Origin of the sequence: Rhodobacter sp. JA431, from assembly GCF_900217725.1 — a bacterium.
Classification (GTDB): Bacteria; Pseudomonadota; Alphaproteobacteria; order Rhodobacterales; family Rhodobacteraceae; genus Rhodobacter; species Rhodobacter aestuarii.
The window spans coordinates 181,210-202,060 of record NZ_OBMP01000003.1; the positions used below are offsets into that span (position 1 = coordinate 181,210).

The following is a 20,851-nucleotide window of genomic DNA, read 5'->3' on the forward strand; positions in this document are numbered from 1 at the left end:
CGCCCTGTCGAATCGGATCCTCGATCTAGCCTAACGGACACGATCTTGGCCGGGCGCGCTCCACAAATAATCCGGATACTAGGGGCGTTTCGGGGGCCTTTGCACCGCTTATTCGAGGGCCACATCACCCCCGAATCATCTGGGTGTGCAAGCTTATGGTGCATTGGCAAATATTCCGCGTTATCTCAATTCATTACGGAATTTTATGGTGCGCTTTGGCGATCTGTTCGCCACGTTGTCTTTCGGTTTCGTTCCGCTGATAAACTCGATTCCCCGCAGCCATCCGGTCGCGGATCGACGCCTATCTATGCTGTGGCACGTCCGAAGGGGGCTTCTACCTGGTGACCACACCAACAACATGCGCCTCCGCCCCAGCCTGCGCCAGTAATTCACGGCCGATGCGGTTGCGGTATCGCGGGCGGATTACGGCCTCGCTTCCATGCCAAACTCTCAAGCCGCTTTGGCCACGCCTTCAAAGATCAGCCCTTCCAGCGGATCGGCGCCGTTCCACGTGCCTTCCGAACCCGTCACCCGCAGCCGGGCATACATATCTTCGGTGAACCATTTGTCGTCATAGGCGGAGCGGATCGCTTGGCCATGCGGGGTTTCTCCGCGTGCGAAAGCGTCCATCGTGGCGCGGTTCGGCCAGATCGAGAAGGTCATCTGGAAGAACAGCGGAAATTCCCCAAGGCCCAGCTTGAAGCGCACATTCGGATCGGCGCCGATCATGGTTTGAATTTTCGGCACGCGGCTCCAAAACGCGACCGCCGAGCCCGGGCGCACTTGCGCTCGGGTCAACGCGACCACCGGGCCATCGGGGGTCATCGCATCATCGGGCACCGGGCGCAGGCGTTCCGCGCCGCCCCATTTGCCACGCGCGCGGGTGGGTTCCATGAACACCGTCCAGCTTTCCGCCGCGCGGCGACGGTAGGCGTTGAAGAACGGATGCGTCATCACCTGTTTGCGGGCGATTTCTTCATCGGGCCAAACGGTCAAAATGCCCCAAACGGCGGTGTTGGGAATGGGGGTGAAGCCCTCTTGCGTGCCTGAGCCCATCAGCCGGTAGAATTCGAGCCCCTTCATCCGCGACAAAGACCAATGCCCCAAGGCCATTTGCCCAACCGCCCAAAGGCGATCCATCACTTTTGGGAAACGAAACACGGTCAAGCAAACAACTTGCATCAAACACCCCCTGCTGATGATTTGCCCCACCCTGTCAACTTCGCCCCCTGAAAGAAAGCGCCGCCCCCGTGATCTGGGCGCGGCATATTGCCGTGTCACCATGTGACAAAGCTCATAGATGGGGCGCGTTTGCGGATTTGGTTCGGCGGAGATGACGCAGCGCGGCGGGGCGCAGAAACCTTGATCGCACGGTTAAATCGCGCGACCCTGCGCCCAATCATTCTCTTGCTCTTTTCGATGCTACCCATTCGGAGGTTTCATGCTGCGCTTTCTTGCCTTGCTGCTTTGTTTGTCGCCCAGCGCGCTTTGGGCTCAGGCACAACCATCGGCCCCCGATGCTCCGCCCGCCACGATCTTGGTGCTTGACGGCTCTGGCTCGATGTGGGGGCAAATTGACGGCGTGGCAAAAATCGAGATTGCGCGCAATGTGATGGCGGATTTGGTCACCAGCCTGCCCGCTAATCAGGCGCTGGGGCTGATGTCTTACGGGCATCGGCGCAAAGGCGATTGTTCGGATATTGAACTGATCTTGTCGCCCGGAACGGATCGCGGGGCGATTTTGTCCTCGGTGAATGCCATCACGCCGAAGGGCAAAACCCCGCTGACGGATGCGGTGATCGCGGCGGCAGAAGCGCTGCGCTATACCGAAGAAACCGCCTCGGTGATTTTGGTCTCGGATGGGATCGAAACCTGCGACCGCGACCCTTGTGCCGTGGGCCGCGCGCTGGAAGCCGCGGGCGTAGGCTTCACCGCGCATGTGATCGGCTTTGATGTGGCCTCAGACCCCGCCGCACAGGCGCAGTTGCGCTGCTTGGCCGAAGAAACCGGGGGCCTTTACCGCGATGCGGGAAACGCCGCAGAACTTGGCCAAGCGCTTGAGGAGGTCGTGGTGGTGGCAGAGCCGCCCAAAGCGGTGGAAGCGCGGCTCAGTTTCCGCGCGATCGAGGGGCCAAATGGCCCGGTCATTCACGAGGGCATCGCTTGGACCGTCACGACCGAGGCGGGTGGCACGCTGCTTTCTGGCTACCCGATGGCGGAACCGACCCTAACGCTGACCGAAACCACCGGCAAAGCCACGGTCATTCGGATGGCGGATGAGGCCGTGGCAGAGGCGAGCTTTACCGTGCCCTTTGCCGGGGGACCGCAAACGATCACGCTTGTCTTGCCCGAATTTCTGCCGCCTGCGAGTGTGTCGGGCCCCGCAACCGCGCCAGCTGGCAGCCGCATCATGGTCGATTGGACCGGGCCGAATGCACCGCAAGACAAGGTGATGATCGTTGCCGTGGGGGAGACCTCTGATCCGCATACCGATCAGGCTTTCACCGCGAAAGGTAGCCCGGTAGAATTGCGCATTGCCACAACGCCCGGGCAATATGAGTTGCGCTATGTCATGAATGCGCGCGGCAAAATTCTGGCCCGTCAGCCGATCACGGTGACCGCCGTAGAGGCCGCGCTCAATGCGCCCGACACAGCGCCAGCGGGCACCGATTTGGAAGTTAGCTGGACCGGGCCGAATGCGAACCGTGATTATATCGCCTTGGTTCCCGCCGGGGAGGATTACCGCGCGCGTGTCGCCTATGCCTATACCGGCAACGGCAACCCGGCGCGCTTCCGCGCCCCGCCCAAGCCGGGAGCCTATGAACTGGTCTATGTCCTGAATGACAATGGCGCCCGCGAATTGGCGCGCCGCCCGATCACCTTGGTCAACGTTGGGGCCACGCTCAGCGCGCCCGCCACAGCCGCGGCAGGCGAGAAAATCCAAGTTGGTTTCACGGCGCCGGGGGATAATCTTGACCGGATCATTCTTGTGCCCGCCGACACCCCGAACGTGAAAGAGGAAGATACCGCCTATCCGCGCACGGGCAGCCCGGTCGATCTGACCATGCCGCTCACCCCCGGTGCCTATGAAATCCACTATATGCTGGGCGGGCTTAACGGTGAGGTCATTGCGAAAGCGCCGATCACCGTTACCCTGCCGACGGCGAACCTTGTCGCACCCACCGCGCCCGTCGCGGCGGGCAGCCGCTTCGAGATCGCCTTTTCCGGCCCCGCTTTTGCCAATGACCGGATTGCGATTGTGCCTGCTGGCGCAGAAGCCAAGGCAGAGGTGGAAAACACCCGCGCCAACCGCTCAAACCCGGCCAAGCTGACCGCACCGAAGACGCCGGGCAACTATGAGGTTGTTTATGCTTTGGGCGGGAAATACGGCCCCGTGCTGGCGCGTGTGCCGCTGACCGTGGAGTGAGGTGAGCGCGGAGTGAAGCGCCAAATCAGCGCGCGGGCACATGCCCGCGCTTTGATGTGCGAAATGCGCAAAATCCGCAAAACAGAGAGACGACCCAAAACGCAAGAAGCGCCGCCTTGTGGGCGACGCTTCCGCTATGATGGTGGGCGATAACGGATTTGAACCGCTGACATCTTCGATGTGAACGAAGCGCTCTACCGCTGAGCTAATCGCCCGGTAGCGGGGCTTTTAGACTCAGTCTTCGCCCTCTGCAAGGGGGTCTTCACCGGAAATTTCATCCTTTTTGTCCGCCGCGCCCGAACCGGGGCGTTTCAGCTTCAGATGAAGCACATCCGCGCCGCCGCGTTCTGCTTGCCGCTGCACCGTGAGTTTGCCCAAAGGCGGCAAAACCAGCGTTTCGCCTGCGGCAAGCGCCTCGGCCAGAACCGCCAAAACCGCATCAGTCATGTCACGCGCCACAGCCTTCTTCGCACCCGAACGCAGGGCGACACGTTCAACAATCTCACGTTTCTTGACTTGCAGGCTCAGCGTGACGGGCGCGGCCTCATCCGCCGGGGGGGCAACGGGCAAAGCCGCCAGCGCCTCAGAAAGGTTTTCGGAAGGGATAGGTTGATCTGTCACCACCGCCAGTTTGACGGGGGATTTGGATTTTGTGCTCGATTTCTTGGATTTGGCCATGTTTGCCCCATCGGTTCAGTTTCTGGCTCAACCTACGGCCCCAGCGCCCAACAATCCATAAACATCCAAAGGAGCGGCCAAAAAACGAAAGGCGCGCCCGGGTGAGGGCGCGCCGTGATTGCGTTCTTGTGCAAAGGCTCAATGCGCGGTTGCGCCTGCGCCCTCAGCTTTGCTCGCTGCAGCCGCTGCGGCCGCCGCTTCTTCGGCGGCTTCGTCCCATTCGACCGCCTCGGGCATCCGCACCAGCGCGCGTTGCAACACTTCGCGCACATGGGTGACGGGAATGATTTCCAGCCCTTCCTTCACATTGTCCGGAATATCGGCCAGATCTTTCTCGTTTTCCTCCGGGATCAGCACGGTTTTGATCCCGCCCCGCAGCGCTGCGAGCAGTTTTTCTTTCAGCCCACCGATCGGCATCGCATTGCCGCGCAAGGAGACCTCGCCCGTCATGGCGATGTCTTTGCGCACCGGGATGCCGGTCAGCACCGAGACGATCGAGGTGACCATCGCCAAGCCCGCGCTCGGCCCATCTTTGGGCGTTGCGCCATCGGGCACGTGGACGTGGATATCGACCTTTTCGAACTTCGGCGGTTTGACCCCGATTTCGGGCGCGATGGAGCGCACGTAAGACGAGGCCGCCTCAATCGATTCCTTCATCACATCGCCCAGCTTGCCGGTCGTCTTCATCCGCCCTTTGCCGGGCAGTTTCAGCGCCTCAATGTGCAACAGATCACCGCCAACCGAGGTCCAGGCAAGGCCCGTCACCACGCCCACCTGATCTTCCGCCTCGGCCAAGCCATAGCGGTGACGTTTCACGCCAAGGTACTCGCCCACCTTTGCCGCATCGACGGTGATCGACTTCACCTCGCCCTTGGCCTTGATAATCTCGGTCACCGCCTTGCGGGCGAGTTTCGCGATCTCGCGCTCAAGGTTCCGCACCCCCGCCTCGCGGGTGTAGTAGCGGATGATGTCGTTCAGCCCTTCGTCGGTGAGGGTGAATTCGCCTTTTTTCAACCCATGCGCCTTGACCTGTTTTGGGATCAAATGCTGCTTGGCGATCTCGCGTTTCTCATCCTCGGTGTAGCCCGCAAGGCTGATAATCTCCATCCGGTCGAGAAGCGGGCCGGGCATGTTGTAGCTGTTGGCCGTGGTCAGGAACATCACGTTCGAGAGGTCATATTCCACCTCAAGGTAGTGATCGACGAAGGTCGAGTTTTGTTCCGGGTCCAACACCTCCAGCATCGCCGAGGCCGGGTCGCCGCGGAAATCCTGCCCCATCTTGTCGATTTCATCGAGCAAGATCAGCGGGTTCGTGGTTTTCGCCTTTTTCAGCGCCTGAATGATCTTGCCGGGCATCGAACCGATATAGGTGCGGCGGTGGCCACGGATTTCGCTTTCATCGCGCACGCCGCCAAGCGAAATGCGGATGAACTCGCGCCCCGTTGCCCGCGCAACCGAGCGGCCAAGCGAGGTTTTCCCCACGCCGGGCGGGCCGACAAGGCACAGGATCGGGCCTTTGAGCTTGGTCGAACGCGCTTGCACAGCAAGATATTCAACGATCCGCTCTTTCACCTTTTCAAGACCATAGTGATCGGTGTCGAGCACTTTCTCAGCCCCGATCAGGTCTTTCTTCACCCGGCTTTTCACGCCCCAAGGCAGCGCCAAGATCCAATCAAGGTAGTTGCGCACCACCGTGGCCTCTGCCGACATCGGGCTCATGGAACGCAGCTTTTTCAGCTCGCCTTCAACCTTGTCGCGCGCCTCTTTCGACAGTTTGGTGGCGGCGATCTTCTCTTCGAGTTCGTTGATCTCGTTTTGACCGTCTTCGCCGTCGCCCAACTCGCGCTGGATCGCCTTCATCTGTTCGTTGAGGTAATATTCGCGCTGGGTCTTCTCCATCTGGCTCTTGACCCGGCTCTTGATCTTTTTCTCGACCTGAAGAACCGAGACCTCGCCCTGCATCAGCCCATAGACTTTTTCCAGCCGGGCGCTGACGTCGAGCGTTTCCAAAAGTTCCTGCTTTTGCGCCACATCCAGACCAAGATGGCCCGAGACAAGATCGGCCAGCTTGTCAGCCGCAGCCGTTTCGGCCACCGCAGCCATCGCCTCTTCGGGGATGTTCTTCTTGATCTTGGCGTAACGCTCAAATTCTTCTGCGACCGAGCGCGACAGCGCCCGGATCGTTTCGACATCGCCTTCGGTTTCTTCGAGGGCTTCGGCCGTCGCCTCAAAGAAGGCGTCATTGTCGATGAATTCGGTGATCTTCACCCGCGTCTTGCCCTCAACGAGCACTTTCACCGTGCCATCGGGCAGTTTGAGCAGTTGCAGCACATTGGCCAGAACGCCAGTGCGGAAGATGCCATCGGTGGTGGGCTCGTCCACGGAAGGGTCGATTTGTGCCGCCAGCAGGATTTGGCGATCCTCGGCCATCACCTCTTCCAGCGCACGCACCGACTTCTCGCGGCCCACAAACAGCGGCACGATCATGTGCGGAAACACAACGATATCGCGCAGCGGCAGGACCGGATGAGAAATGGAATGGGTATCGGTCATATGAGTTCCTCTGTAGCGAAAGGTCCGGCCCCGTTCTTGGCAGCCCGCACCTCCCCTTTGCCCATATCTAGGGGGGGGCGGAGCGCAGTTCAATGCCAGCAACCCCGCGAGACCGCCTCGCCTTCATCGAAACGTTACACTGCGGCACAAACGCCCAGCCCACAAGCGCCGCATCGCTCGAATGCTATGGATAGGTGCAAACTGCGGACCAAGGCGTTTCGTGAGGCTCCCGCGAAGAAGATCCCACGCGGAGCAGTGCAATTCTCAACGGTTCCTTAAAACTTTGGTGTCAATGCTAACGACTGTGTTTCGGGGTATGGTTGTGAGCAGCCGAGGGGGGAAGATAAAATGATGCACGTCGCACTGGTTCCGGACATTTCCCAACCTGTGCACCTCTGCCCCGCTTGTCGCGCGCAGCCAGCGGACAGTTTTCAAAAGCGTGGAGTTGCCGTGAGCGAACCCCTTTACATGAGACTGCCTCCGGGCTGGTGGATTTTGTTCGCCTTAGCCTTTGGCGCGGCCTTCTGGACCGGTCTCTTGATGCTGCTGCTCTAAAGCCTAAAGCGGCAAGATCAATTCCGCAGCAAGTCCCCCCAGTCGCGTACTTTCGCCCAGTTGCAGGCTGCCGCCATGGCCGCGGGCAATATCTGCCGAGATCGCAAGCCCCAAGCCGACGCCTTGACCGCGATCTTGGTTGCGCGCGGGGTCGAGCCTTGTAAAGGGACGAAGTGCCTCTTCACGGCGATCCGGGGGGATGCCGGGACCATCATCTTCCACCACAATCCGCAGACTGCGCGCCCTTGGTGCCAGCGTGACCTCTGCCAAGCTGCCATAGCGCACGGCATTGCCGATCAGGTTTTCCAACGCCCGCCGCAGCGCATCGGGGCGCACCGTCACCTCAACCGGTTCTCCGGGCGCATCGACTAAAGAGACCTTATGACCAGCGCGCTGCGCATCCCCGACCACCTGCGTCACCAAGGGGCCGATATCGATCCGCTCGGCCTCGCCAGAAACCGCTTCTTCCCGCGAAAAGCTCAAGAACGCATCGATCAGCTTGCCCATATCCGTGACGTCGCGTTCCATTGCACGCACCTCGTCACGGGTTTCCTCGTCCTCGGGCAGCATCGAAAGCCCCAGTCGCAAGCGGGTGAGCGGGGTGCGCAGGTCGTGGCTGATCCCCGACAGCATCATCCGGCGTTGTTCAATCTGCCGCTCAATCCGGTCACGCATTTCGATGAAAGCGCGCCCCGCCGCGCGCACTTCCAAGGCTCCCGTCGGCCGATAGGATAGGATTTGCCCCTTGCCAAAGGCCTCTGCCGCGCGCGCAAGCCGTTGGATTGGGCGTAACTGGTTGCGCAAAAACAGATAGGCGATCACCGTCATCAACACCGAGACGAAGACCATCAGCACCAGCAACTGATGCGGGTTAGACGCCGAGACCCAGCCACGTGGAAAACGAATAGAGAGCCAGCCGTTTTGTGTCACGGTCCAAAGCTGCACACTGCCGCCATTGGTCAGATCAATGGCGCGCAATTCTGGCAACCCCTCGCGGAGCGTCTTCATCACAGTGACGCCCGTAAAATCAGCAAATTTACGCGCGTCGCCCGTGGGCACTGGCCCCGGCGCAGGCAGGTCGAGCCTCAGATCCAACGCCTCTTCCAGCGCCCCCATCTGCTTTTGTGCAGAGGCAAGGTCAGGGGCGCTATCGGCACGCTCAATCACCAACACAATTTCGCGCAGCATTGAGCCTGTCATCTGCTCGGTAACGCGTTCGAAATGTCGTTGGATGAAAACAACCGAGACGACAAGTTGGATCGTGATGACGGGCAGCACGAGGATCAACGCGGCACGCCCATAAAGCCCGCGTGGCAGGATGTGTTTGAGCCAGACGAAATTCATGGCACAAAGCCTATCGGGGCATGCGACGGAGGGGAAGCGAAATGGCACTGGAACGGTTGGCGCAAGGTATCCGGCGGATCGTGGCGCCCAATCCTTCACCACTCACCTTCCGTGGCACCAATACCTATATTCTCGGCACTGGCCGTGTCGCGGTGCTGGACCCAGGGCCAGCTATTTCGGAACATCTTGAGGCGATCCTTTCGGGGCTAGAGGCCGAGGAAAGCGTGGCGGCGATTCTGGTCACCCATGCCCATCTTGACCATTCCGAAGGCGCACGCCCCTTGGCACAGAAGACAGGCGCCCCGATCTTTGCCTTTGGTGGGCCGAAGGCGGGCCGGTCGGAGGTCATGCAACAGCTCGCAGCAGGCGGTTTGGCGGGCGGTGGCGAGGGGGTAGATGCCACGTTCACCCCCGACCACCTGCTGGGTCACGGCACGCGGCTTTCGATTGCGGACTGGGCGGTGACCGCACTTTTTACGCCCGGGCATTTCTGTAATCACCTAAGTTTCCGCATGGGGCGGGCGATCTTTACCGGCGATGTGGTGATGGGCTGGTCCAGCACGCTTATCTCCCCGCCGGATGGCGATTTGGGGGATTATTACGAATCGCTTGATGTGTTGGCGGCCGAAAACGCCGAAATGTTCTACCCCGGCCATGGCGACCCAATTGCTGCTCCCGCTACGCGGCTCGCAGAATTGCGTGCGCATCGGCAAGGGCGCACCGAACAAATTCTCGCCGCGCTCGCGCAAGGCCCGGCCTCGGCTTTCGATCTGACCGCCATGATCTACACGGAAACGCCCGCCCCGTTACAGGCGGCCGCGGCACGCAACGTCTTCGCACATTTGGTGGAATTGGAAAAATCAGGCCAAGTCATCGCCGCCCCCGCGCTTGGTGCAGAGGCAATTTTCACCCTGCGCAAAGAAGGCTAAAAAAATCGCATCCCCCCCCTTGCGCAGCCCAAAGACCCTAGCTATACCCCGCCTCGTGTTCCGGCGTAGCTCAGCGGTAGAGCAGTTGACTGTTAATCAATTGGTCGTAGGTTCGATCCCTACCGCCGGAGCCATCTAAACCACTGCAATCATTGGTTTTTCTCGAGAGTGTGTCCAGCGCTCTCGGGCGTTTTCCCCCCCAGTGTGTCCAAAAGTGTGTCCAGAAATACGTGCATTTTTGCTGCTTTTGTCCGACACACTCCTCCAATTACGCCTTGGAATCCGCGAGCAAAACGCTTCCCCAAATAGCGACCTTGCGGCCGAAATTTCCAGCAAGCGTCTGTCCGTTTTGGCGCACAGAGGTCGCGCTAAGTAATTGATATTATGTTTTTTTTCGTGGAGGCGCCACCTTTGACAGCTGCGTCCTGGTGAGCCGATTTTGTCCCCCAACCGAAGCTCGTCGTCGTCACTCAGGGACGACACTCTTCGTTCTCAAAAGCTGTTGGGATGGGCCCAAAGATAGTGTGTCTGTAATCAAGCGTTTCCGGGCATTTTTCGTGCCCAAATCGGACGCCAAAACTATCGCTATGCGTGTGCGGGAAATCAAGGTCGGGTGCTCGAATCACTCAGTTGTTGAGCCTTGCGGGATCTGGAAAGCGCACCGCTCCCACAGCTCACACATTCGGCCGAGCTCATTGGTTTTTTGGCATCAAGAAAATCTTGGCAAATGCAAAGATCACGGTCGGCCAGCTGGGCATCTGCGGTTGTCAGGTTCGTCATCGTTTTTACTTGTTCGAGCGAGCACTTTTCAACCGGAGGTTGGTGTGCCCAAAGTGTGTCTGACCTAGAGTCCCGAAAGTGACCAAAACGGGCCTTTTGTCTCTCAGCCGGAAATCTCGATTCTCAATGGTTTCAGCGGGTTAGGAGGCCGGTAGCCCGTAGGCTCACTACACGACTAATCAATTGGCTGTAAGGTCCATTCTGGCTGCTAGAGGTAAAATCTTAAAGTGTATCAGTGGCTTAATGGGCGCCTCAGCGAGGTGGCTCGGGGGATGTGTGGCATTAGCAAGCAAGTAGTAGGCGGCAGCCGAAACTTGTGAATAACTTCCTAGATCAGCGTAGGCCGCTTAGTTTCAGTGGAGCGCACGCCGATATGTTCGAAGTGCCGATACTCGGGGGGCGCTTGCTTTTGGTCAATCCGGCGGCAATCCGCGCAATCTCGCTCGTTTCAGATGACATTATTGAGATGCCCGCCTTTGACCTCAGTCTGGAACATGACTTTCCAGAAGCCCATCAGGCGAGCGAAGATGATTGCCCATTTGACGGTGATGCCGACGAATACGCGGCGCAAGCAGAGACTTTCCGCGTTACGTTCATTGACGGCAGGTGCTTGTTTTCATGGGAGGGGGAGGGTTGGGCCTGATCGCCACGACACACAGCCCCAAGACCGTCAACGCGGCTTGAGGGAAGGTGGGGATGCGGGGAGGGTGAGAGGGAAGACGACGCCCAAAAGCGTCATCAGTATCTATAAGAGAGGGAAGCTTAGGCTTGGAGCTCAGGCTGGGAAAGCGCAGCGCAACACTGAGCCAAAGCATCAGCTTTGCTGACGATGAATACCATGGGGAGGTGATACGCAGGCAAACGCATCTTGGGGTGGGCCTTGGGCGATAGACCTCCCCATCCCCGCACAATCAAACCCGTTGAGGAGATCGCCCTAGCGGCCTCAGCCAGAAGACCTCACCGCATTGGGTGTCGCTAGAAGATCAACGCTGGCCGTGTGCTTCATGGCTGGGTGGTTGAGGCGAGACCCTGCCACACCACCCCCATCAGGTCTTCCATCCCCAGATTGGTGAGATTGAGGGGACGGGAAGTGGTCAAATTCTCACTATAGCTCAACAGGTTTTTGACTAGATCGGGGAGCCACGGCAACCAACGCCGATCAGGATTGGTCTCATTCCGCGCCGCCAAAAGCACCGTCCGCGCCTCCTGCAGCGTGTAGGAGCGCTCCCCTTGGGGCACATCGTCTTGCTTCACGGGGGGCTGCACAAGCTGCAGCGGATGGCCTGCCGGGAACAGATCGCCCAAGGCCTGCTTGCGCCCCCATTCAATGACGGTCTTGAGGTTCATCAACCGCTGCCGCACCGAGTTTTGGCTTAGGCTTCCTTCATCAAGCATCTGATCAAGCCAAGCTTCGGCCTCTCGCGGCGTCACCGAGGCGACAAGCGGGCTTCCCCGGAACTTCACGAAATCTGCAGCCGCACGGCGATATTTGTCCACCGAGCGCTTATCCATCGGTTTGCCGCCCCGGCCCGTCGCACGGCGTTTGATCTCAGCATCAATGATCTGATCGAAGGTGAGGCCAATCCCCGGTGTGGCGGCAATCTCGGGCTTCGCGGCCTCGCGCTTGAACTCGGGGTAGCGCTTCGTCTCGCCGCTTTCGGAATAGTCGCCTTCGGCCTTTTGCTTGTTGATCCGGGCCGCTTCGATCAGCGCCTTGCCGAACTCAATCATCAACTTCTGGCGGGAGGCCTCATCAGTGACGACACGGTGCCGCTGCAGAATCACATCCACAAACCCGCCAAACCGCGTCTCAAGCGCCTGTGGGTCGATCTGCGTTGATTGTGCCTGCTTGCCCACCATGAGGGATTGCAGAGCGCTGGGCTGAGGCTGCAACACCGCGCGATCCGTCTCCATGACCCTTTCCCAGAGTTCAGGGCTGCCGGGGTCTTCATCCAGCACATCAATGAAGGTGCGATAGATTTCGCCAGCCAGCGCCAGCGTGTCTTTGTGGCTGAGCGGCTTAGGGCCAGCCCTGACAGCATCCCAATGGGCGTTTACTTGGGCCAGAACCGAGGCGTGGCGGCGTTTGGCTTCGGCTGTATCGCGGGTGCGCAAAGACAGCTTGATATCTTCGCCCACAGAAACGCGGACGGGCCGCCCATCAAGTTCGATCTGGAGTGTGGTGCCGCGAACCTTGCTCAAAATATCGGCAGGAACCCGGACTCGGAACAGACAGTTTCGCTTTGCTGTCGCTTTGGTCGGCGTCGGCATCATAAGACCCATGTGTACCACCTCTGTGTCTCACTAGAAGCGGTGCGATCCCCAATGGGGTATAATGTCTTTTGTTTTCAACGGTTTAGGGTGGTGGGTGATGAGAGACTCGAACTCCCGACATCCTCGGTGTAAACGAGGCGCTCTACCAACTGAGCTAATCACCCGACGCGGGTCTGATAGCCTGTGCGAGGGCTGCTGCGCAAGGGCAAAGGTGGCGCGGCGGTGGTGATGGTGGGGCCGTCGGCACGGGGGCGAGAGGGCCAAGGCGCTTGTTGGTCACGCGCCTTATCTGTGGGGGCCGGTCCAGTCAGGAAAAACGGCTAACAGTGGGTGCTCTTGATGAGACGGCCCTAGAACCATTGCCCGGGTTCCATCAGACCAAGGTCCATCAATTGCTGCCCGGTCCAACTGAAGCGTTCGGAATTATGCCAAACGAAGCTCGGAATGTCATAGGTTGAGCCCGGGTTGCGTTTGAGCGCTTTCGCCACGCGGAAAGACACGATCGCCGCCGTCAGGTTGTTGTGCCACGGGCAGGCATAGGTGTTCAGTTCCTCATTGTTCAGTCTGTGGTCGGGGCGCAGTTCCAACCCCGGTGCTGTGCGAAAAAGCGCGATCCGGTCGATTTTGCGCCGCGCCGCGGGAATGTGCTCGTCAAACCGCCAGCGCAACCCGCCAAAGAAATCCAGTTGGCGCTCGCGCGGGTGGTTGTGGTTCGCGGGATCTGGGCGGCCAAGCGCGTAATAGCCTGCGCGGTCCAGCATCGCCTCATCCAAGTTCACCCCATTGGGGTTCTTTACAAGGTCGGGGGCATAAAGGTCGACCACATAGGTCAGCATTGCAAAGCGGCGTTCCTCGGTGTGGAAGGCCAGCATTTCGCGGACGTTGCGGTGTTCGCAAAACGGGTGGAACAGATATTCCGCGTTGAAGCAGTAATAGAGCCATGTGCCGGGGGGCGCCGCCGCAATCAACGGGTTGAGGGCGGCTGTCAGCGCGCCTTCACGGTGCATGTCCCACGGGATGCGGTGGATTTGCGCAGACAGATCCTCGGGCAGCACCAGCGCTTCGGGGGCGTAAACCACCATGGTGCGAAAGCCCGCCGCCAGATGATGGCGCAAGGTGCTTTCGACCTCGACCAAATCCTCCACAAGCACAACCGCCATCGGTCCCTTGGCAAGGGTGGTCTTGGCCGTGGCCAGAAAAGCGCTTTGCGAGGTGTAATCCATTTTCTGCTCGGTTGACCCGTTTGCGCCAATCTCGCCAAAGCTGGGCCTGATTGCAAGCGGCGAGGGGTCGACACGGCCCGTGCGGTGGCGGTTGCGACAGCAGGCCGTTTGCGGTATCGAGCCGCGATCACGGAGAGCCCTTATGACCGATGCGCAAAACGAGCCCAAAAAGCTCTTTATCAAGACCTATGGCTGTCAGATGAATGTCTATGACAGTGAGCGCATGGCCGAGGCCATGGGCGCGAAGGGCTATGTGCTGACCGAGGCTCTGGAAGACGCCGATCTGGTGCTGCTCAACACCTGCCACATTCGGGAAAAGGCGGCCGAGAAGGTCTATTCGGACCTTGGCCGCTTGCGCCCTTACAAAGACGCCAAGCCCGATCTGAAAATCGGCGTGGCGGGCTGTGTCGCGCAGGCCGAGGGCGAAGAAATTTTGAACCGGATGCCCTTGGTTGACTTGGTGGTGGGCTCACAAAACTATCATCGCCTGCCCGATATGGTGGCGGCGGCCGAGCGGGGCGAGCATCCGGTGGATACCGAATTTCCAGCGGAGGATAAGTTCGATCTTCTGCCCGAGCGCCCGGTGCAGGTGCGTCCGACGGCGTTTTTGACGGTGCAAGAAGGCTGCGACAAATTCTGCGCCTTTTGCGTGGTGCCATATACCCGTGGGGCGGAGATCTCGCGCCCGGTGTCGCGGATTTTGTCCGAGGCGCATAAGCTGGTGGAAAAGGGCGTGCGCGAAATCACGCTCTTGGGGCAAAACGTCAACGGCTACCACGGTGAGGGGCAGGGCGGTGCTTGGGGGCTGGGCCGCTTGGTGCGGGAACTGGCGAAAATCGACGGGCTGGACCGCATTCGCTATACGACCTCGCATCCCAATGACATGGCCGATGATCTGATCGCGGCGCATGGCGAAGAGCCGAAACTGATGCCCTATTTGCATTTGCCGGTGCAATCGGGCTCGGACCGGGTGCTGAAAGCGATGAACCGTAAGCACACCGCCGAGGAATATTTGCGCCTGATCGAGCGTATTCGGGCCGCGCGGCCTGATATTATGCTTTCGTCTGATTTTATCGCCGGTTTCCCCGGGGAAACGGATGCCGACCATCAAGCTAGCCTCGATCTGATCCGCGAAGTGGGCTTTGGTGCGGCCTATTCGTTCAAATATTCGCCGCGCCCAGGCACTCCGGCGGCGGGCCGCGAAGGTGTGCCCTCTGAGGTGGGCGATGCCCGGCTGCAAGAGTTGCAAGCGCTGATCACCGCGCAACAAAAGGCCACGCAAGAAAGCATGGTGGGCCGCACTGTGGGCGTATTGTTCGAGAAACCGGGCCGATTGGAAGGCCAGTGGATTGGCAAATCTGATTACCTGCATGCCGTCTATGTGAAGGCCGAGGGGATCGGGCAGGGCACGCTCGCGCAGGTGAGAATCACGGCCGCTGGGCCAAATTCCTTGGCGGGTGAGCTGCTCTGATCTGCTTCGAGCTGCGCGTCGCAAGAGCAAGCGGTGCCGCAATCTGAGGCGGTAAAGTGGTTTCGTCTGGCACCATTCGTGCCAATTTGTCCCCGGTTTGTTTGCGGATCAGACACAATAACAAGGCAAAGCCCCTTCCTTTGTCGCAAGGTTTTGTTACTGTGTGCCAAATTCGTTACCGTTTTGCGCAGTCAAAACGGGTGCTTTCGAGGAGGCTTGGTGGGGATGACTAGATTGATCCGCGAATTCAAACCGGCGGCTTTGCGCCTTGGTGCGGCGGCGGTGGCACTGGTGGCCACACTGGGCACGGCTTCGGCTGATGAAGCCTATGTTCCGACGATCTGGGTTGATCCCGATGGCTGCGAGCATTGGGCGATGGATGACGGGGCGGAGGGCTATATGGACGCCCGTATCACCCGCGACGGTCGCCCGGTTTGCCACCGCGATGTCTGCGGCGTGCTACCCACCGACCAGCTGTTTGCCACCGATAGTTCGCGCATCACCGCGCAAGGCCGTGCCACGCTGCAAAACTTCTTCCAAACCGCACAGGCGCGCAGCTTCATCATCTCGGGCCATACCGACAGCCGCGCCTCGGATGAATATAACATGCGCCTGTCGAAGCGCCGCGCCGAAGCGGTTGCAGGTGTTGCGCAGTCGATCGGGGCGCCGGTTCTCGCGGTCAACTGGTATGGCGAGCGGATGCCGCGCGCGACCAATGGCACTGCCGCGGGCATGGCGCAAAACCGCCGCGTCGAAATCATTTGTGTGAAGTGAGGGCAAGAACATGAACGGTACGAAATACCTTCTGATGGGTCTTGCCGCTGTTGGGTTGGCCGCTTGCGATGATGTTGGCCCCGACAAAAGCTACGACCGTGGTGTCAACGCCCACCATCTGAGCCAGCTTGAGGCCGGGATCTGGATCGACCCGGAAGGCTGCGACCACTGGATCATTGACGATGGCGTCGAGGGCTACCTGACTCAGCGCGTTGACGATTACGGCAAGCCGATCTGTTCGGGCGCTGGCGCCCCCTCGACCGCCGTGGGGCCGTTTAAGCAAGGCTCGCCGATCGCGGACCCGCTCTAACGCGAGTAAAGGGCGCGAAATTCAGCGCCTGCTCAAAAAATAAGGCATTCAGGCCGCGCGATGCTTCGCGCGGCCTCTTTCGTGACGTCTGCGTGAATTTTGGGTCATTGCGCGCGGATTGTGCAAACCATGTCTTGCGTCATTTAAGGGGTAGGTGCACCATATCTTTACCAACGCCAGCCAGGGAGACGCTTTTGGGCTTTAGCGCGATCACCCCCCCGCCCAGCACTCAGGATGCTTACGAGACCCTTCTCGAGTTTCCTGACAACCGATTGCTGATCGACCTTTGCGGAGAATTTGATCGCAACCTCGCGCAGATCGAACACAAGATGTCGGTCCATATCCTGCGCCGAGGGAACCAGCTGGCCGTGGTCGGCACGCCCGAAGCGCAAGAACAAGCCGCCGCCGTGCTCAACACGCTTTATGCGCGGCTTGAACAGGGCAAGGCGATTGATGCGGGCGAGATTGATGGCGCGATCCGGATGTCGGACCTTGGCCACGATGGCGTCTCTGTGGACGAACAGCTTGAGATGTTCGCCGCCGGAAAATACGAAATTCGCACCCGCAAGAAACAGATCGAACCCCGGACCGAGGCGCAAAAAGCCTACGTGCGGGCGCTTTTTGAAAATGAGCTGGCCTTTGGCATCGGTCCGGCGGGCACGGGCAAAACCTATCTCGCCGTTGCCGTGGGCGTGACCATGCTGATTGGCGGGCATGTAGATAAGATCATCCTGAGCCGTCCGGCGGTGGAAGCGGGCGAGCGGCTTGGCTTCTTGCCCGGCGACATGAAGGAAAAGGTCGATCCTTACATGCAGCCGCTTTACGACGCGCTGAATGATTTTCTGCCCTCGAAACAGCTTGCCAAGCTGATGGAAGAAAAGCGCATCGAAATTGCGCCCTTGGCCTTTATGCGCGGTCGCACGCTGTCGAGCGCCTTTGTGGTGCTGGATGAGGCACAAAACGCGACCACCATGCAGATGAAGATGTTCCTGACCCGTCTGGGGCAGGGGAGCCGGATGGTGATTACTGGCGACCGGACGCAGATCGACCTTCCGCGCGGCACGGCCTCGGGTCTGCAAGATGCCGAGCGCATCTTGGACGGGGTGAAGGGAATCGCCTTCAACTACTTCACCGCTTCCGATGTGGTGCGCCACCCGCTCGTGGCGCGGATCATTGATGCTTATGACAAATCCGAAATCGCCTAGCCCGGTTCAGCGGTTCTTTTTGGCGGCTTTGCCCCCGCGCTGGGGGCAGAGCATGATGCGTTCTTCTGAAGCTTGGAAGATGATCTGCCCCAATTGTGGGCATGCGGTTTCGGTTTGGGAGAGCGGCGGCATTCGTTGGGGCGCAAAATCTGTTGGCAAGAGGGTGGCCGGGCGTTGCCCCGCTTGCGGCACGGCAGGCATGATGCCGCTTGAAAAGCGCCCCTGAGCTGGCATGCTTTTTGTCTTGCTGTAACCCCGGGGGCAGAGTAACGCGCGCAGATGCAGATTGAAGTTGATATCGAAGATCCGCGCTGGGAAACCCTTGACCTTGCCGCGCGCAGTGAAGTGGCCGCGCGCGCGGTGCTCGCCGATTTGGGGGTGGCGCCTGAGGGCGTGACGCTTTCGGTTTTGGGCTGCGATGACGCCCGAATTGCTGAATTGAATGAAGAGTTTCGCGGCAAGCCCACGCCCACGAATGTGCTAAGCTGGCCCGCCGAAGAGCGCGGCGCAGAAGCGCCGGGTGGCGTGCCGGAGTGTCCGGTGGCGGATGTTTTTGGTGAGATTGAGCTGGGCGATATTGCCATCGCCTATGAGACCTGTGCGCGTGAAGCCCAAGAAGCGGGCAAATCCGTTCACGATCACGTCACACATTTGATGGTACATGGTGTTTTGCATCTTCTGGGCTATGACCATATCCGCGACGCAGACGCGCAGTTGATGGAAAGCTGTGAAGTGCGTATCTTGGCGGCTCTGGGAATTTCTAATCCCTATGAGCTTTAGCGGCAAAGCCGCTGCATTTGGAAAGGTAAGATGGGACAAGTCGCAGACGGAAGTAATTCCGCCGCCGTGCCCGCTTCGGACCCCGAAGCTGGCGAGAGTAGTTCTGAGCCGCAGTCTAGAGGGTTGTTCGGGCGCATATTTGGCGCGCTTGGAGGCAACTCGGATGACACTGACACAATCTACCATGATGGGGCCGCCAACAGCGCCGCCACGCCTGTAGGCCCGCCGGGGCTGGGCAACCTGCGCAAAATGCGGGTGGGCGATGTCGCTATTCCCAAGGCGGAGATTGTCGCAGTGCCCATCACCACAACCCGTGATGAGCTGGTTGAGGTGTTTCGCGAGCAAGGCTATTCGCGGCTGCCCGTTTTCAAAGAAACGCTCGATAGCCCGATGGGGCTTGTTCACCTGAAAGACCTTGCCCTTGGCTGGGGCTTTGGCGCGGGCTCGGGGCGGTTTTCCCTGCGCAAATTGCTGCGCCCGCTGCTTTATGTGCCGCCTTCGATGCCGATTGGTGTGTTGCTGCAAAAGATGCAGGTGCAACGTATCCATATGGCGCTGGTGATTGATGAATATGGCGGGGTCGATGGGCTCGTCACGCTCGAAGACCTGATCGAACAGGTGATCGGCGAGATCGAAGACGAGCATGACGAGGCCGAGGACGGGCTTTGGAAGCTTGAAAAGCCCGGCCAATGGATCGTGCAAGCCCGTGCGCCGCTTGATGAATTTGAACCCGAGATCGGGATGCAATTGGCCGACCCAGAAGAACATGGAGACGTTGATACGCTCGGCGGTCTGGTTGTCACGCAAATCGGCCGTGTGCCTGCGCGCGGCGAGGTGATCGTGGCCGAAAGCGGCGTTGAATTTGAAGTGGTCGATGCCGATCCGCGCCGCGTGAAGCGGTTGCGGGTGCGTTTGCCTGGCGTGGCCCCGGCTGAGTAATACCTGAATGCGCGTACCTGCTGGCTATAATCCGATTTGGCGTCCGCTTGTCTGGGGGCTCGCCGCCCTTCTTGGTGCCGGTGTGGCGCTTGGGCAGGCCCCCTTTGGGCATTGGTGGCTGGCGCTCATTGCCTTGACCTTCCTCTTCCCGCTCGCGTTGCGCACCGCGCCCTTTAAGGCAGGGCTTGCGGCGGGCATGGGCTATGGCCTTGTGACGATGTTTTGGATCATTGATCCTTTCTTCGTTGAGCCAGAGATTTATGGCTGGATGGCGCCTTTTGCCCTTTTCTTCATGGCGTTGGGCATGGGGGTGTTTTGGGCGCTTGGTATGGTGCTCGGGGCCAAACTTGGCGCGGGTGAACCCTCGCGCGCGCTGGGCATGGTGCTTGGCCTATTTGCCGCCGATTTCGCGCGCAGCTACATCTTTACCGGCTTTCCTTGGGTGCTGTTCGGCCACATCTGGCTCGATACGCCCGTGGCGCAATGGGCCTCGGTCGTCGGGGCCTTGGGCTTGGGGCTGTTGACCTTGGGCATTGCGGCGGCCCCTTGGCTTGTGCCGGTGCCGGGCAAGCGCTGGCTGGCGGATTTGGTCGCAGCGGTCGTTTTGGGGCTTCTTTGGTGGGGTGGCGAGGCGCGGTTGAACGACCCGCTGCCGGAGCGTGAAACGCCTATCAACCTACGCATCTTGCAGCCCAATGCGCCGCAAGACCTGAAATGGGACCCGGACTACGCCGAAGAGTTCTTTTTCCGGCATCTGGACCTGACGGCAGAGCCGCCCGCCGAAGGTAAGCCCAAGCCCGATTTGATCTTGTGGCCGGAAACGGCTGTGCCCTTCTTGCTCAATCGCCCCGGCGCAGGGCTTGAGATGGTGGCCGAGGCGGCGCAAGGCACGCCGGTCGCGCTGGGCATCCAGCGGGGCGAGGGGATGCGCTACTATAATTCGCTGGCTGTGGTGGGGGCGGGCGGCACCGTCAGCGCCACTTACGACAAGGTGCATCTGGTTCCCTTTGGCGAATACATCCCCTTTGGCGATGCGTTCGCGAAAATCGGCATCACCGCCTTTGCCGCGCAGGCGGGCAATGGCTATTCAGCGGGGGCGAACCGCACGCTTTTGGACCTTGGCCCACTCGGCGTGGTGCAACCGCTCATTTGCTATGAGGCGGTCTTTGCCCATGAAATCCAAGGCAAGAACCCGCGCCCCGATTGGCTGTTGCAGATCACCAATGATGCGTGGTTTGGCACCTCTTCCGGCCCCTATCAGCATCTCGCCCAAGCGCGGTTTCGCGCGATTGAGTTTGGCCTGCCGCTCGCGCGTTCGGCCAATACCGGGGTGAGCGCGCTCATTGATGCGCGCGGACGCATGGTCGAAAGCCTGCCCATGGGGGAACAGGGGGTGATTGACGCGCCTCTGCCCCCCTCTGCTCCGGCGACGATCTATGCCGGAATGGGGGATTACCCGTTTCTCGAAGGGCTTGCGATCGTGGCTCTGACACTTTTTGCCACTGCGCGCTTTGCGCGCGTTGACCGCCGTAAAAAGCAGGTCTAGGCAGGATTATCCGTTCCAACGGCTTCCTGGCGGGACGGAGCATTTCTCTAATGGAGCACTTCT

17 protein-coding genes, 3 tRNA genes and 1 riboswitch are annotated in these 20,851 nt (G+C 59.9%); of the genes, 12 read left to right on the forward strand and 8 right to left on the reverse strand.

Going from position 1 to position 20,851, the window contains the following annotated elements:
* Positions 1 to 450 precede the first annotated feature (450 nt).
* Positions 451 to 1,284, reverse strand: a complete 834-nt coding sequence (gene crtA / locus CRO18_RS07710; RefSeq protein WP_394341445.1) for a spheroidene monooxygenase — start codon at positions 1,282 to 1,284, stop codon at positions 451 to 453.
* 157 nt (positions 1,285 to 1,441) lie between these two features.
* On the opposite strand from crtA, the gene CRO18_RS07715 reads away from it, so the two are divergent.
* The gene (locus CRO18_RS07715; RefSeq protein WP_097081701.1) at positions 1,442 to 3,427 is read left to right on the forward strand and encodes a VWA domain-containing protein; all 1,986 of its coding nucleotides are present in this window, start codon (positions 1,442 to 1,444) and stop codon (positions 3,425 to 3,427) included.
* A gap of 140 nt (positions 3,428 to 3,567) precedes the next feature.
* Here the strand turns inward: CRO18_RS07715 and CRO18_RS07720 are convergent.
* From CRO18_RS07720 to CRO18_RS07740, 4 genes are all read right to left on the reverse strand, one after another.
* Positions 3,568 to 3,642: transfer RNA gene (locus CRO18_RS07720), tRNA-Val, on the reverse strand.
* Positions 3,643 to 3,661: 19 nt separating this feature from the next.
* Positions 3,662 to 4,105, reverse strand: coding sequence for an HU family DNA-binding protein (locus tag CRO18_RS07725; protein ID WP_097081702.1), 444 nt, complete (start codon positions 4,103 to 4,105; stop codon positions 3,662 to 3,664).
* A gap of 138 nt (positions 4,106 to 4,243) precedes the next feature.
* Entirely contained in the window at positions 4,244 to 6,658 is a 2,415-nt protein-coding gene (lon, locus tag CRO18_RS07730; RefSeq protein WP_076485880.1) for an endopeptidase La, read from the reverse strand.
* A 558-nt stretch (positions 6,659 to 7,216) separates the two neighbouring features.
* Positions 7,217 to 8,557: an ATP-binding protein gene (locus CRO18_RS07740; RefSeq protein ID WP_097081704.1), complete on the reverse strand. Its 1,341-nt coding sequence runs from the start codon at positions 8,555 to 8,557 to the stop codon at positions 7,217 to 7,219.
* 41 nt (positions 8,558 to 8,598) lie between these two features.
* Between CRO18_RS07740 and CRO18_RS07745 the strand changes: the two genes are divergently transcribed.
* From CRO18_RS07745 to CRO18_RS07755, 3 genes are all read left to right on the forward strand, one after another.
* On the forward strand, positions 8,599 to 9,486 hold the full coding sequence (locus CRO18_RS07745; RefSeq protein WP_249276014.1) for an MBL fold metallo-hydrolase: 888 nt from the start codon (positions 8,599 to 8,601) through the stop codon (positions 9,484 to 9,486).
* A gap of 59 nt (positions 9,487 to 9,545) precedes the next feature.
* A tRNA-Asn gene (locus tag CRO18_RS07750) sits at positions 9,546 to 9,620 on the forward strand.
* A gap of 1,019 nt (positions 9,621 to 10,639) precedes the next feature.
* Positions 10,640 to 10,909 carry a hypothetical protein gene (locus tag CRO18_RS07755; RefSeq protein WP_097081705.1) on the forward strand — a complete coding sequence of 90 codons (270 nt, stop codon included), beginning with the start codon at positions 10,640 to 10,642 and terminating at the stop codon, positions 10,907 to 10,909.
* Positions 10,910 to 11,268: 359 nt separating this feature from the next.
* Here the strand turns inward: CRO18_RS07755 and CRO18_RS07760 are convergent, their stop codons facing one another.
* The 3 genes from CRO18_RS07760 to CRO18_RS07770 all read right to left on the reverse strand — a co-directional run bounded on the left by CRO18_RS07760 (position 11,269) and on the right by CRO18_RS07770 (position 13,763).
* Positions 11,269 to 12,549, reverse strand: coding sequence for a DUF6538 domain-containing protein (locus CRO18_RS07760; RefSeq protein ID WP_097081706.1), 1,281 nt, complete (start codon positions 12,547 to 12,549; stop codon positions 11,269 to 11,271).
* A 79-nt stretch (positions 12,550 to 12,628) separates the two neighbouring features.
* Positions 12,629 to 12,704 (reverse strand) — tRNA-Val (locus CRO18_RS07765).
* Positions 12,705 to 12,890: 186 nt separating this feature from the next.
* The gene (locus tag CRO18_RS07770; protein ID WP_097081707.1) at positions 12,891 to 13,763 is read right to left on the reverse strand and encodes a hypothetical protein; all 873 of its coding nucleotides are present in this window, start codon (positions 13,761 to 13,763) and stop codon (positions 12,891 to 12,893) included.
* A 142-nt stretch (positions 13,764 to 13,905) separates the two neighbouring features.
* Here CRO18_RS07770 and miaB point away from each other — a divergent pair, with 142 nt between their 5' ends.
* The 8 genes from miaB to lnt all read left to right on the forward strand — a co-directional run bounded on the left by miaB (position 13,906) and on the right by lnt (position 20,788).
* Positions 13,906 to 15,234: a tRNA (N6-isopentenyl adenosine(37)-C2)-methylthiotransferase MiaB gene (miaB, locus tag CRO18_RS07775; protein WP_097081708.1), complete on the forward strand. Its 1,329-nt coding sequence runs from the start codon at positions 13,906 to 13,908 to the stop codon at positions 15,232 to 15,234.
* A 225-nt stretch (positions 15,235 to 15,459) separates the two neighbouring features.
* Entirely contained in the window at positions 15,460 to 16,008 is a 549-nt protein-coding gene (locus CRO18_RS07780; protein WP_076485724.1) for an OmpA family protein, read from the forward strand.
* 10 nt (positions 16,009 to 16,018) lie between these two features.
* A complete protein-coding gene (locus CRO18_RS07785; protein ID WP_076485723.1) occupies positions 16,019 to 16,318 on the forward strand; it encodes a hypothetical protein in 300 nt (99 codons plus the stop codon).
* 194 nt (positions 16,319 to 16,512) lie between these two features.
* Complete coding sequence (locus tag CRO18_RS07790) at positions 16,513 to 17,523, forward strand: PhoH family protein (protein ID WP_076485722.1); 1,011 nt, start codon at positions 16,513 to 16,515, stop codon at positions 17,521 to 17,523.
* Between the two features lie 52 nt (positions 17,524 to 17,575).
* Positions 17,576 to 17,749 carry a hypothetical protein gene (locus tag CRO18_RS18785; protein ID WP_170952602.1) on the forward strand — a complete coding sequence of 58 codons (174 nt, stop codon included), beginning with the start codon at positions 17,576 to 17,578 and terminating at the stop codon, positions 17,747 to 17,749.
* A 53-nt stretch (positions 17,750 to 17,802) separates the two neighbouring features.
* Positions 17,803 to 18,303, forward strand: a complete 501-nt coding sequence (gene ybeY, locus CRO18_RS07800; RefSeq protein WP_097081710.1) for an rRNA maturation RNase YbeY — start codon at positions 17,803 to 17,805, stop codon at positions 18,301 to 18,303.
* 30 nt (positions 18,304 to 18,333) lie between these two features.
* Positions 18,334 to 19,242 (forward strand): hemolysin family protein, encoded by a 909-nt coding sequence (locus tag CRO18_RS07805; RefSeq protein ID WP_076485719.1) that lies wholly within the window; start codon positions 18,334 to 18,336, stop codon positions 19,240 to 19,242.
* A gap of 7 nt (positions 19,243 to 19,249) precedes the next feature.
* Positions 19,250 to 20,788: an apolipoprotein N-acyltransferase gene (lnt, locus tag CRO18_RS07810; RefSeq protein WP_097081711.1), complete on the forward strand. Its 1,539-nt coding sequence runs from the start codon at positions 19,250 to 19,252 to the stop codon at positions 20,786 to 20,788.
* A gap of 7 nt (positions 20,789 to 20,795) precedes the next feature.
* Positions 20,796 to 20,846: riboswitch (SAM-SAH riboswitch) on the forward strand.
* Positions 20,847 to 20,851: the final 5 nt, after the last annotated feature.